The sequence below is a fragment of the Sphingobacterium sp. 1.A.4 genome (assembly GCF_002734245.1).
In the GTDB taxonomy this organism is placed as follows: Bacteria; Bacteroidota; Bacteroidia; order Sphingobacteriales; family Sphingobacteriaceae; genus Sphingobacterium; species Sphingobacterium tenebrionis.
This window is the reverse complement of record NZ_PEAZ01000033.1, coordinates 17491-35733: the sequence shown is the minus strand read 5'-3', so window position 1 is coordinate 35733 and position 18243 is coordinate 17491. Positions and strand designations below refer to the sequence as shown.

Genomic DNA, 18243 nt, shown 5'->3' with positions numbered 1-18243 from the left:
AATCCCGTTCCCAACCCTTCCCTTTGGCACTTGATCTCCCGACTCCCCTTACCCATTGAAATGTTGTCCGCTCAATCCGGACGGATGGGAAGACCACCCTGCCCCCTAGGATCGTCAGGACCAATCTTGAATTCGATCCTGCTACCGATCCTAGGATCGAAGCTGGCCTGGTAGCTTATATATCCGTAACAATCCAGGTCCGAAAGACAGCCGTAGCATGTGGCAAGGGAAACCTTGGCCAACCTGGCCGTTGTTCGGGCATAGGTTTCCAGGTGCTCCTGGAAACCATCTGTGTACCATTGCTCCATTAGTGCCATATAAACGGCAAGATGGGACATCCCCAGCCTGTGATCATACCGAAGTCCATGGAATATCCGGGGAAGTGTTCCCTCCAACTTCATGAAACTGGACCATATCATCCCCCCAAACCGCGTTTTCGTCCGTGTATTTTTTTTTTTGCCTCTGAAAGCTCACCTGTGGAAAGTTTCTTCCTATCGGTCTTTTCCATGGTTAGGTCCATTCCCTTCTCAGTCCCCAGGAATTCCTGCCTGATGCCATTTTCGTCATAGACGTTGAGAACTTTGAACTGGGGGTTGGCCTGTAGGTACAACCTGGTCTCACCCTTTTCCAGGTCCATGGTCACAGGCTGGCGGTTACCCCGTTGGAGGGCATCGATCAGGTCCTGTCGCCTATCGGGCATTTCGAGCTCCTTGATAGGGTACCTATTGAGCTCCGACTGCAGATCAAACCCATAATTCTTATGGAACTGCCTGAAACGGTGGTTTCCATTGATGTCCATTGTTTTGAGGTCCAATTGGACCCATGCCTCATACCGATCCCCCTGGCGATTTGATAGTTCCTTGAATACAGACCTACCATGCATGAGATTATAGGCCTCCTTCAATGTATAGCGGTCCCTGCCGTTAACATAGAAGAGTTGGGCCCTTCTCTGTTCGGTACCCTGGGGCACGATTTCCAGCCTATAGGAATTGAAGAAGTACATATCTGATTGGCTGGATCTCGAAAAATTGAGTTCCGCACGGATCCTTCCCTTTCCCATTCCAGTCTGGAAGAGCAACTGGAAGCCTTCTGGCTGTCTCTGTAGATTGTCCTTCAGAGAATCCTCAAGCCCGTTACCGAAACCGCTGTAGAGCAGCTGTTCTTTGAGATATTCATAATTTTTATGGTTCATAATTTTCGGTTTTTTCTTCTAAAATCACCTTTGCCTTGGCCAGATGCTGATTCTTAACGTTCAGTTCCAGGTTCCGCGTGCCCTCCCTCTCCAGTATACGTATAACCATCTTTCGATCCTGGGCCAGGGAGAACTTAGGAAGTACGACCACCATTCCTGCCGGATTATCCATACGGCAATCCAGTTCCTGCTGTCCAAGGACCATCAATGGCTTGATTTCCAGGTGCTGGATTGCGGTCTCCCTATGTCGGGACCTGGGGACCAGGCTGCTGGAAATACCCTGTACCTGGAATCCCACGGCGCCCGTGTTGTAAAGAATGATCGGAAGATAGAACTGATCTCCATGGAGGTATATCCCCTGCAGATCTGCTTTAACCCCTCCTACCCGGTGGCTGCGGGTCAACCGGCGACCCTTCGTCAAGACAAGGTTCTGCGCAATAGACCTGATCCTTATTAGGTCCACTGGTGGTCTGATGAATTTAGCGGAAGGGGTATGGGTGGTATCCCTGAACCTATAGATCATCACCTTTGGTTCCTTTGTGTAACCTACGGCAAAACAGTGCAGGGAACCCGAGCTGGTGATCACCGTAAGGTTGGTCCTTTGGAATTCGGGGGAAATCGCCTTGAGCTGTAGCACGTTCGTTGAACCCTGCGCCCTCTGGGCAGCTATCTCGCTGCTGCCCAGATTGATCATAGTGATCTGGTCAGGGAAGACGATATGTGTCGTCATGTTATCGGAGATCAGTATCTCCTTAAATAGTATGCTGTCTTTAGAAAGCTGGGCGGAGGGTTGCTGGCCATTCAGGCAGGTCAAGTTCAGAAACAGGACCAATGATATTGTGAATTTGACTGTTCTCATAATGTTGCTTTGTTTTCATTTCCTATTATTTAATATTTTCGGATTCCGAGTCGACGAGCAGCAGTTGATGCCCTGCCCTGATCCTGATCTTTCTGTTACCCGGTCTTTTAGAGAAGACCTTTCGTGCAGCGTCCACACCGATGCCGGCAACCTTGGAATACCATCTTCCCACGCCGGGGTTTTCCAGGTCCGATATAGCTATGTTATTGACCTGTTGCTGCAGTGCATTCGCACCAGGTTCTGAAAGTAGTGTGCCCGGAACGTAAAGCCCCAACATTCCATCAAGATCATGGGCCTCAAGATTTACGGGAAGGATCTTCCCTCCCTTATGCAGGGAGCTTATCCTGACCCGGAGCCGGCCCTGGGAGATCGAACATTCTCCGAACAGGAGACTTTGTTTTTCGAACCTCAACCCAGCCGTTGTCAAGTCATCCAAAAGACGTAACCTGAGGATGGAGCCGTGCTGTACCAGTTGGTCCATCTCCACCATGGCCCGGAATGAATTATCGCCGGTGGTTTCGATTCCCTCCAGTTCAATATTTTGGAACGCGCCCTTCTCCCCCTTTCGATCAGGTGTATCCAGGGTTAAGTGCGATATTCCAGGATCGTGTCTAAAAACCGAATGTACCGCTGGCCTTCTCGCAATCCCTTCCATTGCATCGTCCATCGGTATCCTACTTGGGTCCTGGATCATCTGGATCTTATCCAGAAGAACTCCCAGTTGCTGCAGTTCCTCATCCTGCCCATCTGATCGTGTGTAATCTGCCATTATTCCTTCAAGCTGCTTGATGGAAGCGTCCTGTGGGCTGGTAGGCATTGACGAACCTGCCATGTAGGTCAATTTTGCATAATCATCCTGAGGGACCATTGGTTCCGGATCCTTGATTAGACGGCCGATCTGTTCAAGACGATCGTAGATCTGTTCTTGGGCAGATGTGATGGGCCGGTCTCGGCCATAGGATCCTGGCTCATGAAAAGCCCATTGCTCCTCCAGCGAATCGCCCCATGAAGGTGTATCGGTTTGCACACCATTGCTGAGGTTCTCATTTAGCAGTTCCCTGGACAACCTCTCGTAGTGCTCCAATTTACTGACAACCAGATCCCCATCAGGATTAGGACTAGGCACCTCGCCTATTAGTCCATCTTTTTGAACCGTTCTTCCCGACCGGTCGCCAAAGGTGCCCAGGATGAACATTCCAATGACCACAATGGCAAGGCTGATGGCAAGGAAAGTGCCCTTGGAACTTCCCTTCAATCTACTTTTGAGTTGATCTATGATTTTCATTTTTAGAGATTTTTTTGTGTTTTAGTAATTCGATAGCTGTATACAGGGAATCCAGGAGTCCGGCATGTTCCCGGGCCAAGGAGCTACGGAGTTCCTCGCATCCAAGGGCCTTGCAGTCCATGATCCGCTCCAGGAAATCCCTATGGGATTTCAATCGCTTTAGGTAAATAGTATTTTGTGCTTCATCAGAGGGCTGCACCGAGACCTGAACCAGCCTGCCAAACCGTCTGGTAGGGGACATTTCCCCGCTGTTGTTGGGAAATTTGAAACGCTCACCGAAACATAGGGCAAGAAGGAGCACCAATGGCAGTGAAAAAAAATAGATACCTCTACGTAATCCCCTGATCCGAGAGGTTATGCTGTTCCTGATCAACCTATGGAAATTTCCTGATGCTTTTGTGTCCATTTCCTTCTTCATCTCCTTTCGATGGTCCTCAGCTCTGAATTGTCGGTCGTCCTCCAGCCCTCGATTAGAAATCCATGGGGATTATTGGCACTCCTTGTTACCTCCCGCAGCTGGCCCATGGTTACCAGACGCCGTGTGGTCTCCACGCTGGATCGGATGATCTGTTGGGAACCATGGAACTTGAACCTATAGGGATGGGAACCCATCTCCATGACTATACTATCTACGCTGATCCGCTGACTGATGTTCGCTGCAATGATATCCCGATAATACCCTTTCTCGAGCAGCGTCTCATAGCTCCTCCTGGCGCTGGCATCAGCCAGGTAGAGCGCACGAGAGAGCTGCTCACGGATCACCTTTTCGTCAGGGTCAAGGGTGAAGAAATAATGGTGGAAGCTTTCCACATGCTGCTGTGCCTCCACCTGGAGGTTCTCACCCCGAGTTGAGGCAACAGCCTGGAGTACGGCGCCCGGTGCCAACAGATAAATCCTTTGATTGGAATCCTTTGAGATCTGGCCGTTCCTGTACACAGAATAAAGGCAGATGCCAGCAAAAATGGCCACGATCAAGAGGCAAAAGTTACGAACCTGCCGAAAGGCGGTATCAAGGTTGTTGAATTTTCTGAACATGATGAATCTGGTTTATTGATATTATTCGGAATTCCTGCTCTTACCTGCCCGGAAACCCTGTTGATCGTTTAAATAGGGAGAATTGGAAGCCTGTTGAGCCATCCCCTGTCCCATCGACGAGGCCGCATCACCGAACGAATCCCTTGCCATCGATAATCCTGAGGATGAAACAACTACTGCCCTTTCTGCCGTTGAGGAGAACATTTGGGTAACCCGAACACCAAATACGCTGCCATCACTTGAATGGACAATATAGTTCGCCACTGATGGTACGGTGAAATACCCTACGATCCCGATAATCAGAAAGATCTGGTAGGCCAGATGGGTCCTGTCGAACATTGTATCGCCCATTACCTGGATCTGGGCCAGATCGATCAGTAGCATTTTCTGCTGGATCCTGCCGATGATGCTCCCAAATATATTGGCCACCGGCAACCAGAGAAAGATATTGATGTACCTGGCAAGCCAGACGGTGAGCGTGTGGTGGAAACCCTCGAAAACCGATAGTCCGAAGACCAGTGGTCCCAATATGGTAAGTACCACCAACTGGAATGTCCTGAGGGTATCTATGCATAAAGCTGCAGCCTGGAATAGGAGCTCAAGGATTTCGCTCATCCATTCCTTTACCCCATTTCGAAAACCGTATGCTGCCTTTGCCATGGCAAACTTGATGTCGTTGCCGATGCCCTGTAGTAGCCCTTCTTCTGAGGGGTCTTCATCTTTGTAGGTATATCTGTACCATAAGTCCCTATCCCCCTCACCACCCTCACCCACATAGATCTGCCACGGGATAGTCTGCTTTACAGCTTCCCTTTTCTTTTCAAGGAGCACCTCAATGGCTGTTTGCGAATCTTCCACCATGGCATTGGTAGCAGCAACAGTCGGTGAAAGGATTCCGTTTACAAGCCCCATGAATGCAGGGAAGAAGGCAATGCACAGTCCTATCGCAAACGGTCTCAATAAGGGGTAGACATCTACGCCCTCTGCCCTTGACAGGTGCCTCCATACCCTTATGGAAATATGCAGTAGGGCAGCGAATCCTGCCAGCCCCTGGCCAACACCCATCAGCCTCTGGCTGAGGGGTACCATTTCTAAATAAAGCTGCTCGAGGACCTCTCGAAGGCTGAGGAGATCCTGCCCGAGATCCTGGGCCAGGACCATCTGGGGGCAAAGGCCCAGGCAACCAAAAAAGATCACCATAAAATGTCTACGTTTCATTTCTGTAAAATATTTAACGGTTTGTTATTCCCTGCAAACTCTTCATGGAACCCATATGATCCCACTCCCTTTGACGATGGTATTCGAGGATACTATTGGACGCGGTCAATGACCTTATTAGCCGAAGGTGCCGCTCCATCCTCTCATGGACCGAATCAATGGTGCGTAGCCGTTCTCCATCATCCATTTTTGCCCGACCAGCGGACAGTACCATAGTGAGTTCGCCCAGTTCTTCTAGGCAGCCCTGGAGCACCCTGGAATACAGATTTTCCAGATGCTCCAGTTCTTTTGGATCAAAGCCTCCCTGCCGTACCAGGTCCCCGGTATGGCCAATGGAGAGCTCGAGTATCCGTTTCTGCATGGATAGGATGGAAGCCACCTTGTGGTAGTTCCGGACCGCCGGATTCACCTTTAATAGGCCATCGAGGAATAACCTGTGTAATCCGAAATTCCCTTTGGAGATATCCCGGATATGGTTATACCCGTTTTTCAGTATCTCATACCCTTCCTCCATATCCTTGAGCACCTTTTTGAACTGGGCCAATTTTTCCACATTCAACAGGAGCTGCTGAATTTCGGTGGATTGGGCCCGGGCCTGCGCCGAAATCAGTACCAATAGCACAATACCGATCAATAACTTTTTTTTCATCTCTTCCCTTTCATTAATTTAAACCGGTAGGATCTACCTAAAAATTCTAGCTGCTGGACATCCCGTTGCTGCAGGTACCTTATTGCCCTGTTCTGGAGCTGTTGTTCCAAGATTTGCCTGTGTGCCAGCCTGACCATTCCATGGACCTTTTCGATACGTTGGATCCTTTGGTAATCCGATAGCCTGAAGCCATCCCTCCGAAGGATCCCGATGAGTGCATCCAGGAGTTCTGCACAGCGTTCATATAGGTCATCCTGTAGAACAGAGGCTTCCCTACCTGGTATCCCGTACAGCTCTTCTTGTCCTTCGGACAGCCCGGCAAGACTTGCAATCGATCCATAGATCTCCTGGATCTCCTTTAAATACCAGGAACTGCGTACTCCAGGGGATGCCCGGGAGAGCGAGTCGAAATATCTCCGATGGAGAGAATATTCCCCCCTCGAGAGATCGCCCACCATGGCAAGACCATAGCGGGCAAGACCGTACCCACCGGAAAGGAGTTCCGCGAATGCACCGTTTGCCACTATCTGGGCCATAAGGTATTTTTTCTGGGTGGCACCCTGTCTTGTCCACTCCCCTAGGGTCTGTGCATTGGACCTCTGGATGCCCAGGACCACAAATAATGACATAAAAAATATTGTTCTCATGGTGATTAAACTATTAGTTGTTCCCAATTCCGTAAAGGGTCTGAACTGCCTTTCTCTGGGCTTCGTCCTTTGAGCGTTCTAGGCTGAGCAGAACATTCTGCCTTCCGAAGGCCCTCAGATCGGACAGTATGGCCGCCATGGTCCGTGCTGCGCGGTCGATCCCCTCCATACGCTGCTGGTCGGTCATCTCAAGGTTGAATGGCCGGATGACCTGAAGGACCGCTTCCAGGTTATCAAGTCCCTTATCGAGCATTCCCTCATACATCCTCTCCATTTCCATCAGCTCCTTGTGCGAGAAATTCGGGTCGGAGGAAAATCGCTTCCACGCCTCCTGGTACTCGGTGAGAAGGTCCGACTGCATCTTTACGATCTGCTGGATCCTCCTGTATCTGGCGATGACCTCTCGTATGGTCCTTAACTCATTGAAGTATACCTGGTACTGCTCCTTCTGCTTCTGGGTCCATTCGGAAATCTCCTGGAGCTTGAGTTTGGAAAGGGCATTTTCCAGGACCTTCTGGGCGTTCTGCAACCATATTGTTTCGTTCTGCAATCTCTGAACCTTCAGATCAAAAGCCTTGACTACACGTTTTATCGCCAGCCGGAGGACTTCTGCAAGCACCAGCTGTCCATGGGATCTTCCCATAGGGAGAAGGACTAGGGATATTGCCAAAAGGGCAGTTGCTAAGGATTTTATCTTATTCATGTTCCCCCCCTGTTTTTCCTCTCAGGTGTTCCGCCATGGCCTTAATGCCTTCGTTGTAGTCCCCAAGCTTGGATTCCACGAATTTCTCCAACATTTTCTTTTCTCGCTCCTCTGTGGTATAGCACAGGTATTCCTCCAGGGACACCTCCGTACGGTAAACCCTGGAAAAAGTGCCCGAAAGGCTAATGAATACCTCCTTGTACTTCCTATTCGGTTCATTGGCTCGGTTGAGCGAAAGGACCATAGCCCGTTCCTTTTCGCTGAGTCCCAGCATCTCCTCGATTATTTGGAACCTGTTCTCGTACTTCCTCTGGTCCAAAAGGATCTTACAATCACTGTTGTTGATGATTGTCTGGCGAACGATGGGAGAAGAGATGATATCATCGATCTCCTGGGTGACCACGATCGCCTCTCCGAAGAACTTCCGGACCGTTTTGAACAGATATTGGATATATTGCGCAAAGCCATCCTTCATAAGGGCCTTCCACGCCTCCTCGATCAGGATCATCTTCCTGATCCCAGGAAGCTTGCGCATCTTGGAGATGAAAACCTCCATGATGATCAATGTTACCACCGGGAATAGGATGGGGTGGTCCTTTATACTGTCGAGCTCAAAAACGATGAAGCGCTGTTGCAGCACGTCCAGGTTTGTCCTGGCGTTCAGAAGGAAGTCGAACTCGCCGCCCTTATAGAATGGCCTTAGTACATAAAGGAGGTTCTCCAGATCAAAATCCCTATCCTTCACCCCTTCCAGCCGGATCTGTTCACGGTAGGGACCTTTCAGGTATTCATAGAATCCATCGAAACATGCAAATCCTCCATCCTGGCCCATATGCGTAAAGTAACCGGTGATGGCCCCGGAAAGAGCGACATATTCCGATCTTCTGAAGGGTTCGTCATCTTTTTTCCATAGAGCAAGGATCAGTGCTTTTACGCTCTCACGCTTCTCGGTGTCGGGAAGTTCACCATCAGGTATGTGGAAGGGATTGAAGCTTATGGGATCACGCTCACTATAGGTAAAGTAATACCCGCCCAGCAAGCGGCAGAGCCCTTGGTAGGAATGTCCAACGTCAACAAGGACCACATGAGCACCACTCCCGTGGTAGGACCGCACTAGATGGTTCGTGAAGAACGATTTCCCACTGCCCGACGGGCCCAGAATGAACTTGTTCCGGTTGGTCGTTATTCCTCTTTCGATCGGCTCGTCGCTTATATCCACATGTAGGGGTCTCCCGGACAGCCTGTCCCCTAGCCTGAGGCCTACAGGACTTGTGGATGACATGGCAGAAGATTCCAGGTTGAGAAAACAGCATGCCTGTTGGGTGAAGGTATCGAAAGAGTCGTACAGCGGCATTTCAGCAGCATTCCCAGGTATCCCGGCCCAGAAGATCTGTGGGGCGCCAACGCTCTCCACCTTTATACCACAGCCCATCCTATTGAGCGATCCGGCAACCAGACCGGACATCCGATGAAGTTCACTCTGATCGGAACTGCAGACCATGACATTGAAATGAGCCCTGATGGGCATGCGCTGCTGGACTATGGCCTCGTTCAGGAAATCATTTGTCGAGTCCCTGGCGATCAGGTTGGACCTGCTATAGGCAGCAAGGGACTGTAACCGGAGCCTTTTACGCTCCAGCTGATCCAACCTTGCGCTGACATCCCCTATGAATATATATTGGTTCACCAGATGGTCACAGGGCATAAGCTGACCGAGTAAACTTCCGAATCCTACGGGGAAGGCCGATCTATCACTGCTATAGGGTTCATAATCTGTACAGGGCATGCTGAACTGGGGGAGATCCTGAACATCACCAAGACTATAGATCCTTAATTCCCTATCTCCGATTCGGATGTCCTTTCCGGAAAGATCAATATCACCCAAAATCCTTTCACCAGGAGATTGACCCTGGGAGATGTACCGCTCCAATAGTCCAGGGGAGTCCGGTGTACTGAACAGTCCATCGCTCCCAACCGGCATTACCTGGACCAGGCCAGAGTCCGAGAGGGCCCCGCAAAAATGTCCACAGGCATCCTTGAAGCCGATTACCGCTTGAGGATCCAGGATATCCCTGGGCACAGGTGATCCATGGAGGAGCGTCCTCCCGAATGACATCATTCTTGCACGTCCTTTGGGCACCATGCTCAGGATCAGGTAACATTCGTGCTGCATGTACTGCCTTTCGTGGAAGTAACGTTCACTGCACTGCGAGATGTAGGATCCGCAATCCCTATTTAGGTCCTGAGAATATTTTCCTGTATAGAACCAATCCTGCTTGTGGACGATACTTGAAACCGGCAGCAACCTGATCGCTTTTGTCCATGCCTGGTGATAGTTCTCATACTCTTTTCTCGAAAGTGAGAAAATCTCAGGGAGCTGAAGTGAATAGACCCTGCTCACTTCTCCCATCCTGCCCAAAAGGAAACCGTCCTGGTACCCTATTATCGGCCATCCTTCCCTGATATCGGTTTTTCTTTTCATCCCAGAAAGTTTTTATGTTCCTTAATACTTGGGTCATTGAATATGGCCCTTGAACGGATCCTTATTACCTTAGGCCACCTCCTTCGGGCAGCCCATTTCTGCAGACCGTACTGACCGAACCGATCACTAAGCCTATAGGTTACCCATATCATAGTACCACCGGATGATCCTATTAGGCCCAGCGAAATCCAGGATGGAATTCCCAGATAGTACAGCAGAGCAAATAGGAATAGCAGTCCCAGAGTAGCTATGGCCAGGTACCAGATGTACTGGGCCTTCAGACCTTTGAATTCCAGTGGCGTGTTGATGCCTTTGTTGATCCTGAATTTTTCCATTCCTTAGGTGCTAAATACCGAAGAAGGATTTGATAACGGTCGCCACCACAACCAAAAATACACAGCTTCCGAACCATGCTGCGGCAACCTTTCCTGTGTCAGGATCTCCATTGTTCCATTTCTGGAAGACCTTCACCGCGCCTATGAGCCCCAGCAGGGCTCCCACTGCGTACATGAGGTTCGTTCCGGCATCGAAATAGCTCCTAACCCTTTGGTTAGCTTCGTTTATTCCGGAAATCCCATCCTGGGCGTAAATGCTGCCCTGCACGATCAGCACATATGCAAGTGAAAGCATGGTGCGAATGAAACAGAATTTTCCAGGAATGGAGTCCCTGTTCGTTTTTGGTGTTCTCATAAGATATCTGGTTTAAATTGAAGCCCTGCGGTGTTGCATCCCTTAGCATGTAATATTCCTGTGCATTGCACCATGGAGCACACCGGAGGGTTCAAAAATGTCAATTCGATCGTTACAGTTAAATCCATTCCCCTCACGGGGCAGGATCCACATTCACACATCCTTCTCGGACTATGCAAAACAATATGACCAAAGAAAGTCCATTAACATAGATTGGTCAAGTACAATATGGACCTGTACCCAGAATTGTACCCATGCAGACATGGATCCCAGTGCATCGGCGCAGACCGATCGATAATGGGGGGATAAAATAACGGCTCCACGGATGGCTTTTAAACTGCCCCTTTTATAAATAGTAACCCTTCTCTGGGAGAACGAACTTCTATCAAAGGCATGATGCAAGATATTTTGTGTCAATACCGGACAAAAAGGGACCAGCTTATGGAAACAGAAGAACCAAATGGACCAAGGTTGTTTTATTTTGCTAAATGATGGGGTTGTTCTGGAAAACGGAGCGAGGGAGTGGTGTATTAATAGGTACATGGAAACACTGCTAAGTTTGCCACATGGACCCCACCAGGCCATAACCCATTCTGTATAAGAGAATTGGCACGATGCATATGGCAAAAATTCCTCTCGGTGAGATGGCGTGCCGGTTCCGCTGGGATGCCTTGTCCAGATACTTTATCCCACTCCCAAAAACGCAAGTGGCTTGCCTGCCTAAAGGTTATTGGGCAGGTTGAACTGGTAAACGAAGGTATTTTACTGTGTGGTTGAAGTCGGATCGAGCCGATCGTCGGTAAGGTATCGCAAGATCAAGCGGGATCAAAATATATTCGGGAGGATATTATGCCCCACCTACACCTTCTTGGGATCTGATCCGGACCAACGATGCCACCAGATATATATTGCCAAGCCCCACCAGTAACGTTATCCGGAAAAAAAAGATGAATTATCCTAAAGGATGGCCATGCCCGGAAATATGACCACCAATCGATCGAGTCAGGAGAACAATTGTCGAATCCCCAATTTGGTTATCTCGAATTCATAGGGGTATTCCGAAATTATACCGTTATCATTTTTAGGGACCAGTTTGGAGGACCGAACCAATCTCACTAACGTAGGTTTAAAGTTGGGATGCATCTCAAGATCCAATAAACTCTTATTTTGGTATACCCTATAAAGGATAACCTTCTCCAAATAATTTAACATCATCATTCTATTTTAAGGAATATTGATGTTAGTTGCAGGAATTGCCAGTTCGGAGAAAGTAAAGCAATATTCATCCCAAATGAAAACGTAATTACGCATATTTCGCTAATTAAAATTTTTATCCCAGTGACTGGATAAAATGCAGCGGAAGGACCAGATGGTAAGAGCCGTTGGAAAGGAGGGAATACGGTAAATAAACATTATCCGAAACCATATGTCGATAATACCAATTTGATTTCTGACATGGGGAATTCAAGTACATTTAACCCAACATGTCCTAAGGCCTCCACTTTTCGGTCATATTACCGAATAACGAAACCTGTGCTGAAGATCGGTTCCCGAACGAGGAGATCATCACGTACTCTACTTCATATTAATTCAACATAAACTCCTATTCCTGATAATACCTCCAAGGGATACCTTAAATAAATAATATGAACAGGGCAGTCAGCCAGTCGCTTGTCCTGTTTACTCTTTTTGGGACAGCTATGATAGATGTCATAAGAAAGAACATTAAGTACTTATAGATTAATCTACATGAAGAAAATGTGGAGAGCCATGGAGGTTTTGAAAAGACAATGGCCCGATTATTAACAATTCCTTATACAAAAATTAACGGATAGGAATATCCGTTTCCACGAGGTTTCGATTACCTTTATACAGTAATGGCATTCTCACATCTAACTTAATTTTCCCTGTTGGCCCCTTTCCGACAGGGATTGTTTTTTATGGAATATTTGAGTGATTCTCAGATTTATTAAATAATCGAAATTGATTCTGGTGGATTACTTAGGTAAATGTGAATAGGGTAGCACTTAAAAATGCTACCCCTTTTTCTATTGTTGGAATGGTCTACGAATCAAAGTTTATATCATCCGGTGCTGTGTTGATATACATTTGCCAGAGATGCCACAACTCCTCTTCATTAGCTTGTAATATCTAAAAAAATTAATTAGATTTAAATGTTCATCAGGCTATTGGTTGATAAAATATCAGGTCTGGTAAATGATTAGGTTTAACTTGTAAGGGTGGTACTTTCTGATACTTACCATTTTTTGATTGCTAAATTAAATCCCTAATAATAATTGTTTTAGTATCCTTGCCAATTTATTTTGGCAAGGATTTTTTATGATACGATATCTAAGGATCAGAACCTCACAGGATATAAATTCATGCCCAGCGCATTTTCAATGTCCTTTTGGATCACCATATTAATTATCTACCCCCTGAGTGGTTATGGTCAGCATCCTTTATGTCCAACTGCTGTTCGTACAGAATGTAGGTTTAGGCACCAGGACTGAAACTGTATTCCAATTTCATCTTTCTTTGGAAAAACCTGATTCGAATAACCTTAGGATGGAAACCTATTTTTTTGGATTAGAAGAAAGATAACAGTACTGTACCATCATGGGCATTGATCGAAAGGGTGCAATGAGTCACAGGAATCTGCCATAATAAAAACTATTATGGTTTTAGGTACACCAGTCCCAGATGGTGTACCTAAAACCCTTTGGACCAGGTTGGTACTGTATTTTTTCCTCACTTTTCTTCCGATAACTTAGGCCAGGATTGGGGACGATGCGAATATGGATCATCTAGCAATACATTGGATCCACCTTTTCCTTTTCACCACCGGCATTTTATATCTTTACTTTTTCCAATTGGGGTGGTTTGTTATCCTTTACGGAGGCCTTTAACGGATAATCCCAGATCTATGGAAAGAAAGGAATTCGGTTTGGAGGATACAACGACCATAGAAGGATAATTTTTAGAACTAATGACCCGTCCTGAATTTATTACGGACCATTATTCAATCCAATAAAATTTATGCTTCCATTTGGATGGCGCCAAGATCAAAGGGCGCTGACCTTCGATGCCATCCGATCCAGAACCTCCAATACCTGCTCCCTATCCGATCGTTCAACCTGATAGGACTTTACCCGTAGGGAATCAGCGGACAGGTGTTTTCGGTTCTTTGTAGAGAGATACGGCACGATCATCCTATAGACCTGGCTGAGGGACCTTGCCTCTACCAGGCGGATCTCATCCATTGCCCTTAGAAGGATCGAGAGTTGGTCGGCCGATAGGTTGCACATCAACTTATTTGCTGGATTTACCTCTGTCCTCACTGGTCTTGGCTTATTCCCTTCCACCAGGACCCCCGCATTTTCCAAATAGAAGATCTCTGCCTCGAACCAGTTCTCTAGATATTCCCGGACCCCCTGATAGGCGGGATTGAGGACGGTATCTTGTCGGAAGTGCATCTGCAGCATTTTTTTTCGGCAATCCAAGAGTACCACGAACTTGGCATCCCATGTGGGCTGCTCGGAGACCTTTTGCTGGATACAACGAACTAGATCGTCCATAAATGCCTTGGAGTTATAGTTCATGTAGAATAGGAATCTTCCACTTGGCGAAAATGGGTGGGCCAGATCCTCCGACCAGTCCCAGCCGCCAACCGAGCTGAGCACCTTTAAAAAATACTGCCCTGCATCCTTACCTGGAAAGAACCTCAGATCATTACCAATTATGTACTCCTTGATCCTTTCCCCCATGAGCCCCATGTGGAGGTCCCCTGTCCAGAAAGGTTTGGTTTTTTCAAAGAGATCCGCAATATGCTCCCTATCATCCGCAAGGTCCGGATACATGGACGATCCGGGGATCGGACATTCCAGCTTTTCCAGAATGGAGTTCATCATTTCAGAAACATGGCCCACCACAGCCTGTAAGACCAAATCCGATTCACTTTGGGGGGACTTCATTTCCAAAAGAACCCACCCTCCGCTGAGTATCTGCTGCAATTGGACATACATGTCCATCAGCTTCTTCTTCTGTTCCATTGATTCCACTGGTCCCAGCAGCTCTTCCCCGAGCGATTTTTGGAACTCTCCGCAATTTTCCTGCATTTGTTTGAACAGTCCGGTCCTATCTGGTAGATCTGACGGAGGAAATTTTTCTGCTCTCCATACGATGATCAGTTCAAGTAGATTCTTGAAAAAATAAATCTTTTTATAAGTCGGGTTTTCCATCTTAGTGATAAAATAGACCGAACCTATGATTTATCCTTCTGAGAAGGCGGCAAAGTTTTACTGACCCTAATTCTAAATTTTATTCGTATCAAGAAATGTCTTGAACTCCGAAGATAATCTGATCTTTCCCAGATCCAAAGGTTCTTCGGTATGGTTCAGGTAGACCTTATGGTCTCGATAGGAATGGAAAAAATTAACATTGAAAGCATATTTCCTGGAACACCGAAGGAAAAGTCCCTGTGATGTCCCCCCTATGATATCCTTCATGGATCTATAGGACATATGGATACTGTGCCTGTTTATGGTGGTGATCTCCACCATTCCATCCACCGCGGTAAGATAGACGATGTCCCGGTGGAACACCCTTACCCGTTGGCCCTTTCCGGGGCCACTCAGGTGGAAGTAGTCATAGTTGTCCTCGATTTCATTCCACTGATTGTCCATTCGGTGGTTCGTGAAATTAAGGGCATCAAGGGCACGCTGAAGTGCGACCTTAAGGCGAAAGGGTTCAACAGGCTTGAAAAGGACATCGACCACACGCTTGTCGTACCCCAGTTCCTCGAACCTCTGGTGGGCGGTGCACAGAATCGTAAGGACCTCCCTTTTCGGGGAGGCATCCATGAACTCGAATCCGTTAATGCCTTCCATTTCGACGTCCAGAATGATAAGGTCAACCGGGTTCACCCGCAGGAACCGCAGTGCATGCATAGGGTTGGTGAAGCTACCTGCTAATTCCACGAATTCTATCTTTTTGAATTCCGACCTCATTTTTTCCAGAAATACTTCCTGATCATCGACCAGGATGGTATAGAGTTTTCTCATCATAATGCCTAGATTAACCTTACTAAGATGTCGACCAGGAAAATATCCTGGTCCCTTTCGATCGTCAACTGACAGCGGTCCTTGAACAGTGTATCCAAACGGTTCCTCATATGAACAAGGCCAAGCCCATGGCTGATCAGGCCATGACCTGAAGGAATGCATTTGTTCCTTGCCAGAATCCTGTAGGAATCCCTCTGCACATCCACCTCGATAACTGCCGGGTGCAGGGGATCATAAGCCGATCCATGCTTGAATATGTTCATCACCAGACCAAGAAGGGTAGTTGGTGGTATGACCACTCCCTTGGTGTTCCCCGAGACTTTCCATTCCATCTGTGGCTTTCTGGAGGAGATCAGCATCTGGAGCGACAGGTATTTCCTTGCCATTTCTATCTCTTTGCTCAACAGGATTTCCCGTCCCCCGTCCACACTTCCAGATCCCATGAAATATTCCACCAGCTGGTACATCTGGGTGAGCTGGGATCCGATCTGCGAATTTGCCGTCCCCAACTGGCTTTCCCACATCTGGAATACGTTAAGCAGAAAATGTGATGGGATCTGTTCGGCCTGAGCATGGTATTCATAGTCCTTACGGAGGTTCTCTTCCCTGAACCTCATCTCCATCTGCTCGATTTTCTCTGCAATTTCGTTCATTCTTTTGGAATTCAGGAAATCAAGGATTGCCAGAAAAGTGAAATGTCCCAACATGATAAGGCAGGTCTGGATAAACTCCCGGAGATCGAAATCCTTTCCCTGAACGACATATTTACCGTATACGATCCCTTTCTGTTGCCAGCCATAGGTCATCAGATAGACCAAAAGCCCGCATATCACCAGGAACCCTCCAAGAAGGCAGATCCCTGCCAAGATTTTGCCTGTTCCTATCCACCCCTTTAGAATGGTCCTCACGCCGTAGAATACGAACGCAAAGAAAGGGAGTGACACCAGAACGGTCCAGAAGGAAAGGTCCTGGTTGCCCAACTTGTTGATGGCATAGAACAACAGGGCGTAGACCATCCAACTGATCACGTGCAATTTGATCAAATAATTCCTCTGGTTCCTCATGGCTCGGGTCCTTTGTTGGATGTGGGCATATCTTGCTGCCCTTAAAATACGAAATCCGTCGCTTCAGTCCAAAAGTAATTTACAAAGTCCAATATGGGTCTGGGAATCGACCTGATGAACCCTATAACTGAACCTGTCCAGTATATTTGGGAAGTAGAGGGGCATGACCCTGTGTTCAGGACTCCAGATGTTTTTATCGGACAGTATAGGCCTTGATTGATGGAGGTAGAAAAGGGATTCCCAGTTCACTGGTGAATCCTTCAGATATTCAGAAAAACGGGCATATATCCTCCGTATACTTGTATCGACGAAATCCGACCTGTCCCTGAATTCTTTTGGGTCAAACCGTTCGATGACCTGCAAATAGGGTTCAGCGTCCAAGCTGGCTGAGGTTTCCAGCACGAATCGGGTCCTTATAGAAAGCAGGTGTGCCAGTTCCATGAATCCGCTCCTTATACCGATTGATCCCATCAGGAGCTGCTGGTCCCTTAGTCCATCGGGAACAATTGAACCTTTCGAACCCGAATTCCCGTCAGCGTATACAAAAATATCTACTCCCCGCTCAAGGTGCCCTCTAATTCGCAGGCCCAGGAATGGGTTCTCGGCCCTTTCAAGAAAAAGCCTCGGTCCACCATTATCAGTCTGCATCCATCCAGAATAGAATCGCGAATACTTTTCATATACTTCCTCCGAGATTACCACCGCCACCGATCTGCCAGAGGTAATCAGGAGCAGAGGGAGCATCCTGTACTTGCCATAATGGAAGGTGACAAACAGTTCAGGATCCTGCCCTGCCCCCCTAGGGCCGAGTTCGATTTCCTGTTCTTTCTGGAAATGGTGGGTTGATTGAATCTGCGAGAACACAATTGCCCTTTCGAACAATGAAAATGCATCCTTAAAATTTTTTGGCCCGAATATATGGCACACATTGGCAGAAAAGTAGGCGAATTCCCGCCAGCTTTTCTCCTCCAGGGGAAAAGAGAAGGTCTTATTGGTTAATAACTTATGGTCAATCAAAGCTTCAGGGCAAGCCATGGATCCGTAAATGGTTTTCCAGGTAAGGTGCGCAAATGTAGATGCGCACCTTTGGGTCAGTTAAAACGGAAACACAATGTTGCATTTCCTCTCAGATGAGTCCCCTGAAAATAGATCCTTCATTCCCTCGACTGAAACTGGAGTTTCTGAAAGGACTTCTATTAGGGAGACCAATGCTGATAAATCCATAGTATGTCCGGTTTTTGTTTAACAATGTATCCGATCTCGCATCGGATTTACGGCTTCCGGCCAAGAAGGCTTTGAATCGATCTACCCAAATTTGTCCCTTACAGGCGATATGTGCAAACCATCTCTGCCCAA

General features: G+C 47.6%; 17 protein-coding genes. All 17 read right to left on the bottom strand.

Annotation, left to right across the window (positions count from 1 at the left end; translation table 11 throughout):
- Window positions 1-71: 71 nt before the first annotated feature.
- Entirely contained in the window at window positions 72-401 is a 330-nt protein-coding gene (locus tag CRJ00_RS02845; protein ID WP_180268403.1) for a hypothetical protein, read from the bottom strand.
- 14 nt (window positions 402-415) lie between these two features.
- Window positions 416-1060, bottom strand: a complete 645-nt coding sequence (locus tag CRJ00_RS02840; RefSeq protein ID WP_144038084.1) for a hypothetical protein — start codon at window positions 1058-1060, stop codon at window positions 416-418.
- 121 nt (window positions 1061-1181) lie between these two features.
- A complete protein-coding gene (locus CRJ00_RS02835) occupies window positions 1182-2051 on the bottom strand; it encodes a DUF4138 domain-containing protein (RefSeq protein ID WP_099365375.1) in 870 nt (289 codons plus the stop codon).
- 25 nt (window positions 2052-2076) lie between these two features.
- The gene (traM, locus tag CRJ00_RS02830; RefSeq protein ID WP_099365374.1) at window positions 2077-3336 is read right to left on the bottom strand and encodes a conjugative transposon protein TraM; all 1260 of its coding nucleotides are present in this window, start codon (window positions 3334-3336) and stop codon (window positions 2077-2079) included.
- A complete protein-coding gene (locus tag CRJ00_RS02825; protein ID WP_099365373.1) occupies window positions 3308-3754 on the bottom strand; it encodes a hypothetical protein in 447 nt (148 codons plus the stop codon). The genes traM and CRJ00_RS02825 overlap by 29 nt, the downstream gene beginning before the upstream one ends.
- Window positions 3751-4371, bottom strand: coding sequence for a conjugative transposon protein TraK (gene traK / locus CRJ00_RS02820; protein WP_099365372.1), 621 nt, complete (start codon window positions 4369-4371; stop codon window positions 3751-3753). The genes CRJ00_RS02825 and traK overlap by 4 nt, the downstream gene beginning before the upstream one ends.
- A gap of 21 nt (window positions 4372-4392) precedes the next feature.
- Complete coding sequence (gene traJ, locus CRJ00_RS02815; RefSeq protein ID WP_257213671.1) at window positions 4393-5589, bottom strand: conjugative transposon protein TraJ; 1197 nt, start codon at window positions 5587-5589, stop codon at window positions 4393-4395.
- A gap of 13 nt (window positions 5590-5602) precedes the next feature.
- Window positions 5603-6238 (bottom strand): hypothetical protein, encoded by a 636-nt coding sequence (locus tag CRJ00_RS02810; RefSeq protein WP_099365371.1) that lies wholly within the window; start codon window positions 6236-6238, stop codon window positions 5603-5605.
- A complete protein-coding gene (locus CRJ00_RS02805) occupies window positions 6235-6885 on the bottom strand; it encodes a hypothetical protein (protein WP_144038083.1) in 651 nt (216 codons plus the stop codon). Before CRJ00_RS02805 ends, CRJ00_RS02810 begins: the two co-directional genes overlap by 4 nt.
- 13 nt (window positions 6886-6898) lie before the next feature.
- A complete protein-coding gene (locus CRJ00_RS02800) occupies window positions 6899-7588 on the bottom strand; it encodes a conjugal transfer protein TraI (RefSeq protein ID WP_144038082.1) in 690 nt (229 codons plus the stop codon).
- A complete protein-coding gene (locus tag CRJ00_RS02795; RefSeq protein WP_099365368.1) occupies window positions 7581-10070 on the bottom strand; it encodes a TraG family conjugative transposon ATPase in 2490 nt (829 codons plus the stop codon). Before CRJ00_RS02795 ends, CRJ00_RS02800 begins: the two co-directional genes overlap by 8 nt.
- Window positions 10067-10405: a DUF4133 domain-containing protein gene (locus CRJ00_RS02790; RefSeq protein WP_099365367.1), complete on the bottom strand. Its 339-nt coding sequence runs from the start codon at window positions 10403-10405 to the stop codon at window positions 10067-10069. Before CRJ00_RS02790 ends, CRJ00_RS02795 begins: the two co-directional genes overlap by 4 nt.
- A 10-nt stretch (window positions 10406-10415) precedes the next feature.
- Window positions 10416-10700, bottom strand: a complete 285-nt coding sequence (locus tag CRJ00_RS02785; protein WP_099365416.1) for a DUF4134 domain-containing protein — start codon at window positions 10698-10700, stop codon at window positions 10416-10418.
- 3125 nt (window positions 10701-13825) lie between these two features.
- Window positions 13826-14734: a hypothetical protein gene (locus tag CRJ00_RS02770; RefSeq protein WP_180268402.1), complete on the bottom strand. Its 909-nt coding sequence runs from the start codon at window positions 14732-14734 to the stop codon at window positions 13826-13828.
- Window positions 14735-15073: 339 nt separating this feature from the next.
- Window positions 15074-15826, bottom strand: coding sequence for a LytR/AlgR family response regulator transcription factor (locus CRJ00_RS02765; RefSeq protein WP_167554341.1), 753 nt, complete (start codon window positions 15824-15826; stop codon window positions 15074-15076).
- 5 nt (window positions 15827-15831) lie between these two features.
- A complete protein-coding gene (locus CRJ00_RS02760) occupies window positions 15832-16887 on the bottom strand; it encodes a histidine kinase (RefSeq protein ID WP_099365363.1) in 1056 nt (351 codons plus the stop codon).
- Window positions 16888-16950: 63 nt separating this feature from the next.
- Window positions 16951-17922 (bottom strand): hypothetical protein, encoded by a 972-nt coding sequence (locus tag CRJ00_RS02755; RefSeq protein ID WP_099365362.1) that lies wholly within the window; start codon window positions 17920-17922, stop codon window positions 16951-16953.
- Between the last annotated feature and the right edge of the window lie 321 nt (window positions 17923-18243).

What these genes read in the sequence shown, in the direction of transcription:
- CRJ00_RS02755 (WP_099365362.1), bottom strand. Translation starts at nt 17,922, where the DNA reads ATGGCTTGCCCTGAAGCTTTGATTGACCATAAGTTATTAACCAATAAG.
- CRJ00_RS02825 (WP_099365373.1), bottom strand. Translation starts at nt 3,754, where the DNA reads ATGAAGAAGGAAATGGACACAAAAGCATCAGGAAATTTCCATAGGTTG.
- CRJ00_RS02845 (WP_180268403.1), bottom strand. Translation starts at nt 401, where the DNA reads ATGAAGTTGGAGGGAACACTTCCCCGGATATTCCATGGACTTCGGTAT.
- CRJ00_RS02795 (WP_099365368.1), bottom strand. Translation starts at nt 10,070, where the DNA reads ATGAAAAGAAAAACCGATATCAGGGAAGGATGGCCGATAATAGGGTAC.
- CRJ00_RS02840 (WP_144038084.1), bottom strand. Translation starts at nt 1,060, where the DNA reads ATGGGAAAGGGAAGGATCCGTGCGGAACTCAATTTTTCGAGATCCAGC.
- CRJ00_RS02760 (WP_099365363.1), bottom strand. Translation starts at nt 16,887, where the DNA reads ATGAGGAACCAGAGGAATTATTTGATCAAATTGCACGTGATCAGTTGG.
- traJ (WP_257213671.1), bottom strand. Translation starts at nt 5,589, where the DNA reads ATGAAACGTAGACATTTTATGGTGATCTTTTTTGGTTGCCTGGGCCTT.
- CRJ00_RS02800 (WP_144038082.1), bottom strand. Translation starts at nt 7,588, where the DNA reads ATGAATAAGATAAAATCCTTAGCAACTGCCCTTTTGGCAATATCCCTA.
- CRJ00_RS02810 (WP_099365371.1), bottom strand. Translation starts at nt 6,238, where the DNA reads ATGAAAAAAAAGTTATTGATCGGTATTGTGCTATTGGTACTGATTTCG.
- CRJ00_RS02835 (WP_099365375.1), bottom strand. Translation starts at nt 2,051, where the DNA reads ATGAGAACAGTCAAATTCACAATATCATTGGTCCTGTTTCTGAACTTG.
- traK (WP_099365372.1), bottom strand. Translation starts at nt 4,371, where the DNA reads ATGTTCAGAAAATTCAACAACCTTGATACCGCCTTTCGGCAGGTTCGT.
- CRJ00_RS02790 (WP_099365367.1), bottom strand. Translation starts at nt 10,405, where the DNA reads ATGGAAAAATTCAGGATCAACAAAGGCATCAACACGCCACTGGAATTC.
- CRJ00_RS02805 (WP_144038083.1), bottom strand. Translation starts at nt 6,885, where the DNA reads ATGAGAACAATATTTTTTATGTCATTATTTGTGGTCCTGGGCATCCAG.
- traM (WP_099365374.1), bottom strand. Translation starts at nt 3,336, where the DNA reads ATGAAAATCATAGATCAACTCAAAAGTAGATTGAAGGGAAGTTCCAAG.
- CRJ00_RS02770 (WP_180268402.1), bottom strand. Translation starts at nt 14,734, where the DNA reads ATGAAGTCCCCCCAAAGTGAATCGGATTTGGTCTTACAGGCTGTGGTG.
- CRJ00_RS02785 (WP_099365416.1), bottom strand. Translation starts at nt 10,700, where the DNA reads ATGCTTTCACTTGCATATGTGCTGATCGTGCAGGGCAGCATTTACGCC.
- CRJ00_RS02765 (WP_167554341.1), bottom strand. Translation starts at nt 15,826, where the DNA reads ATGATGAGAAAACTCTATACCATCCTGGTCGATGATCAGGAAGTATTT.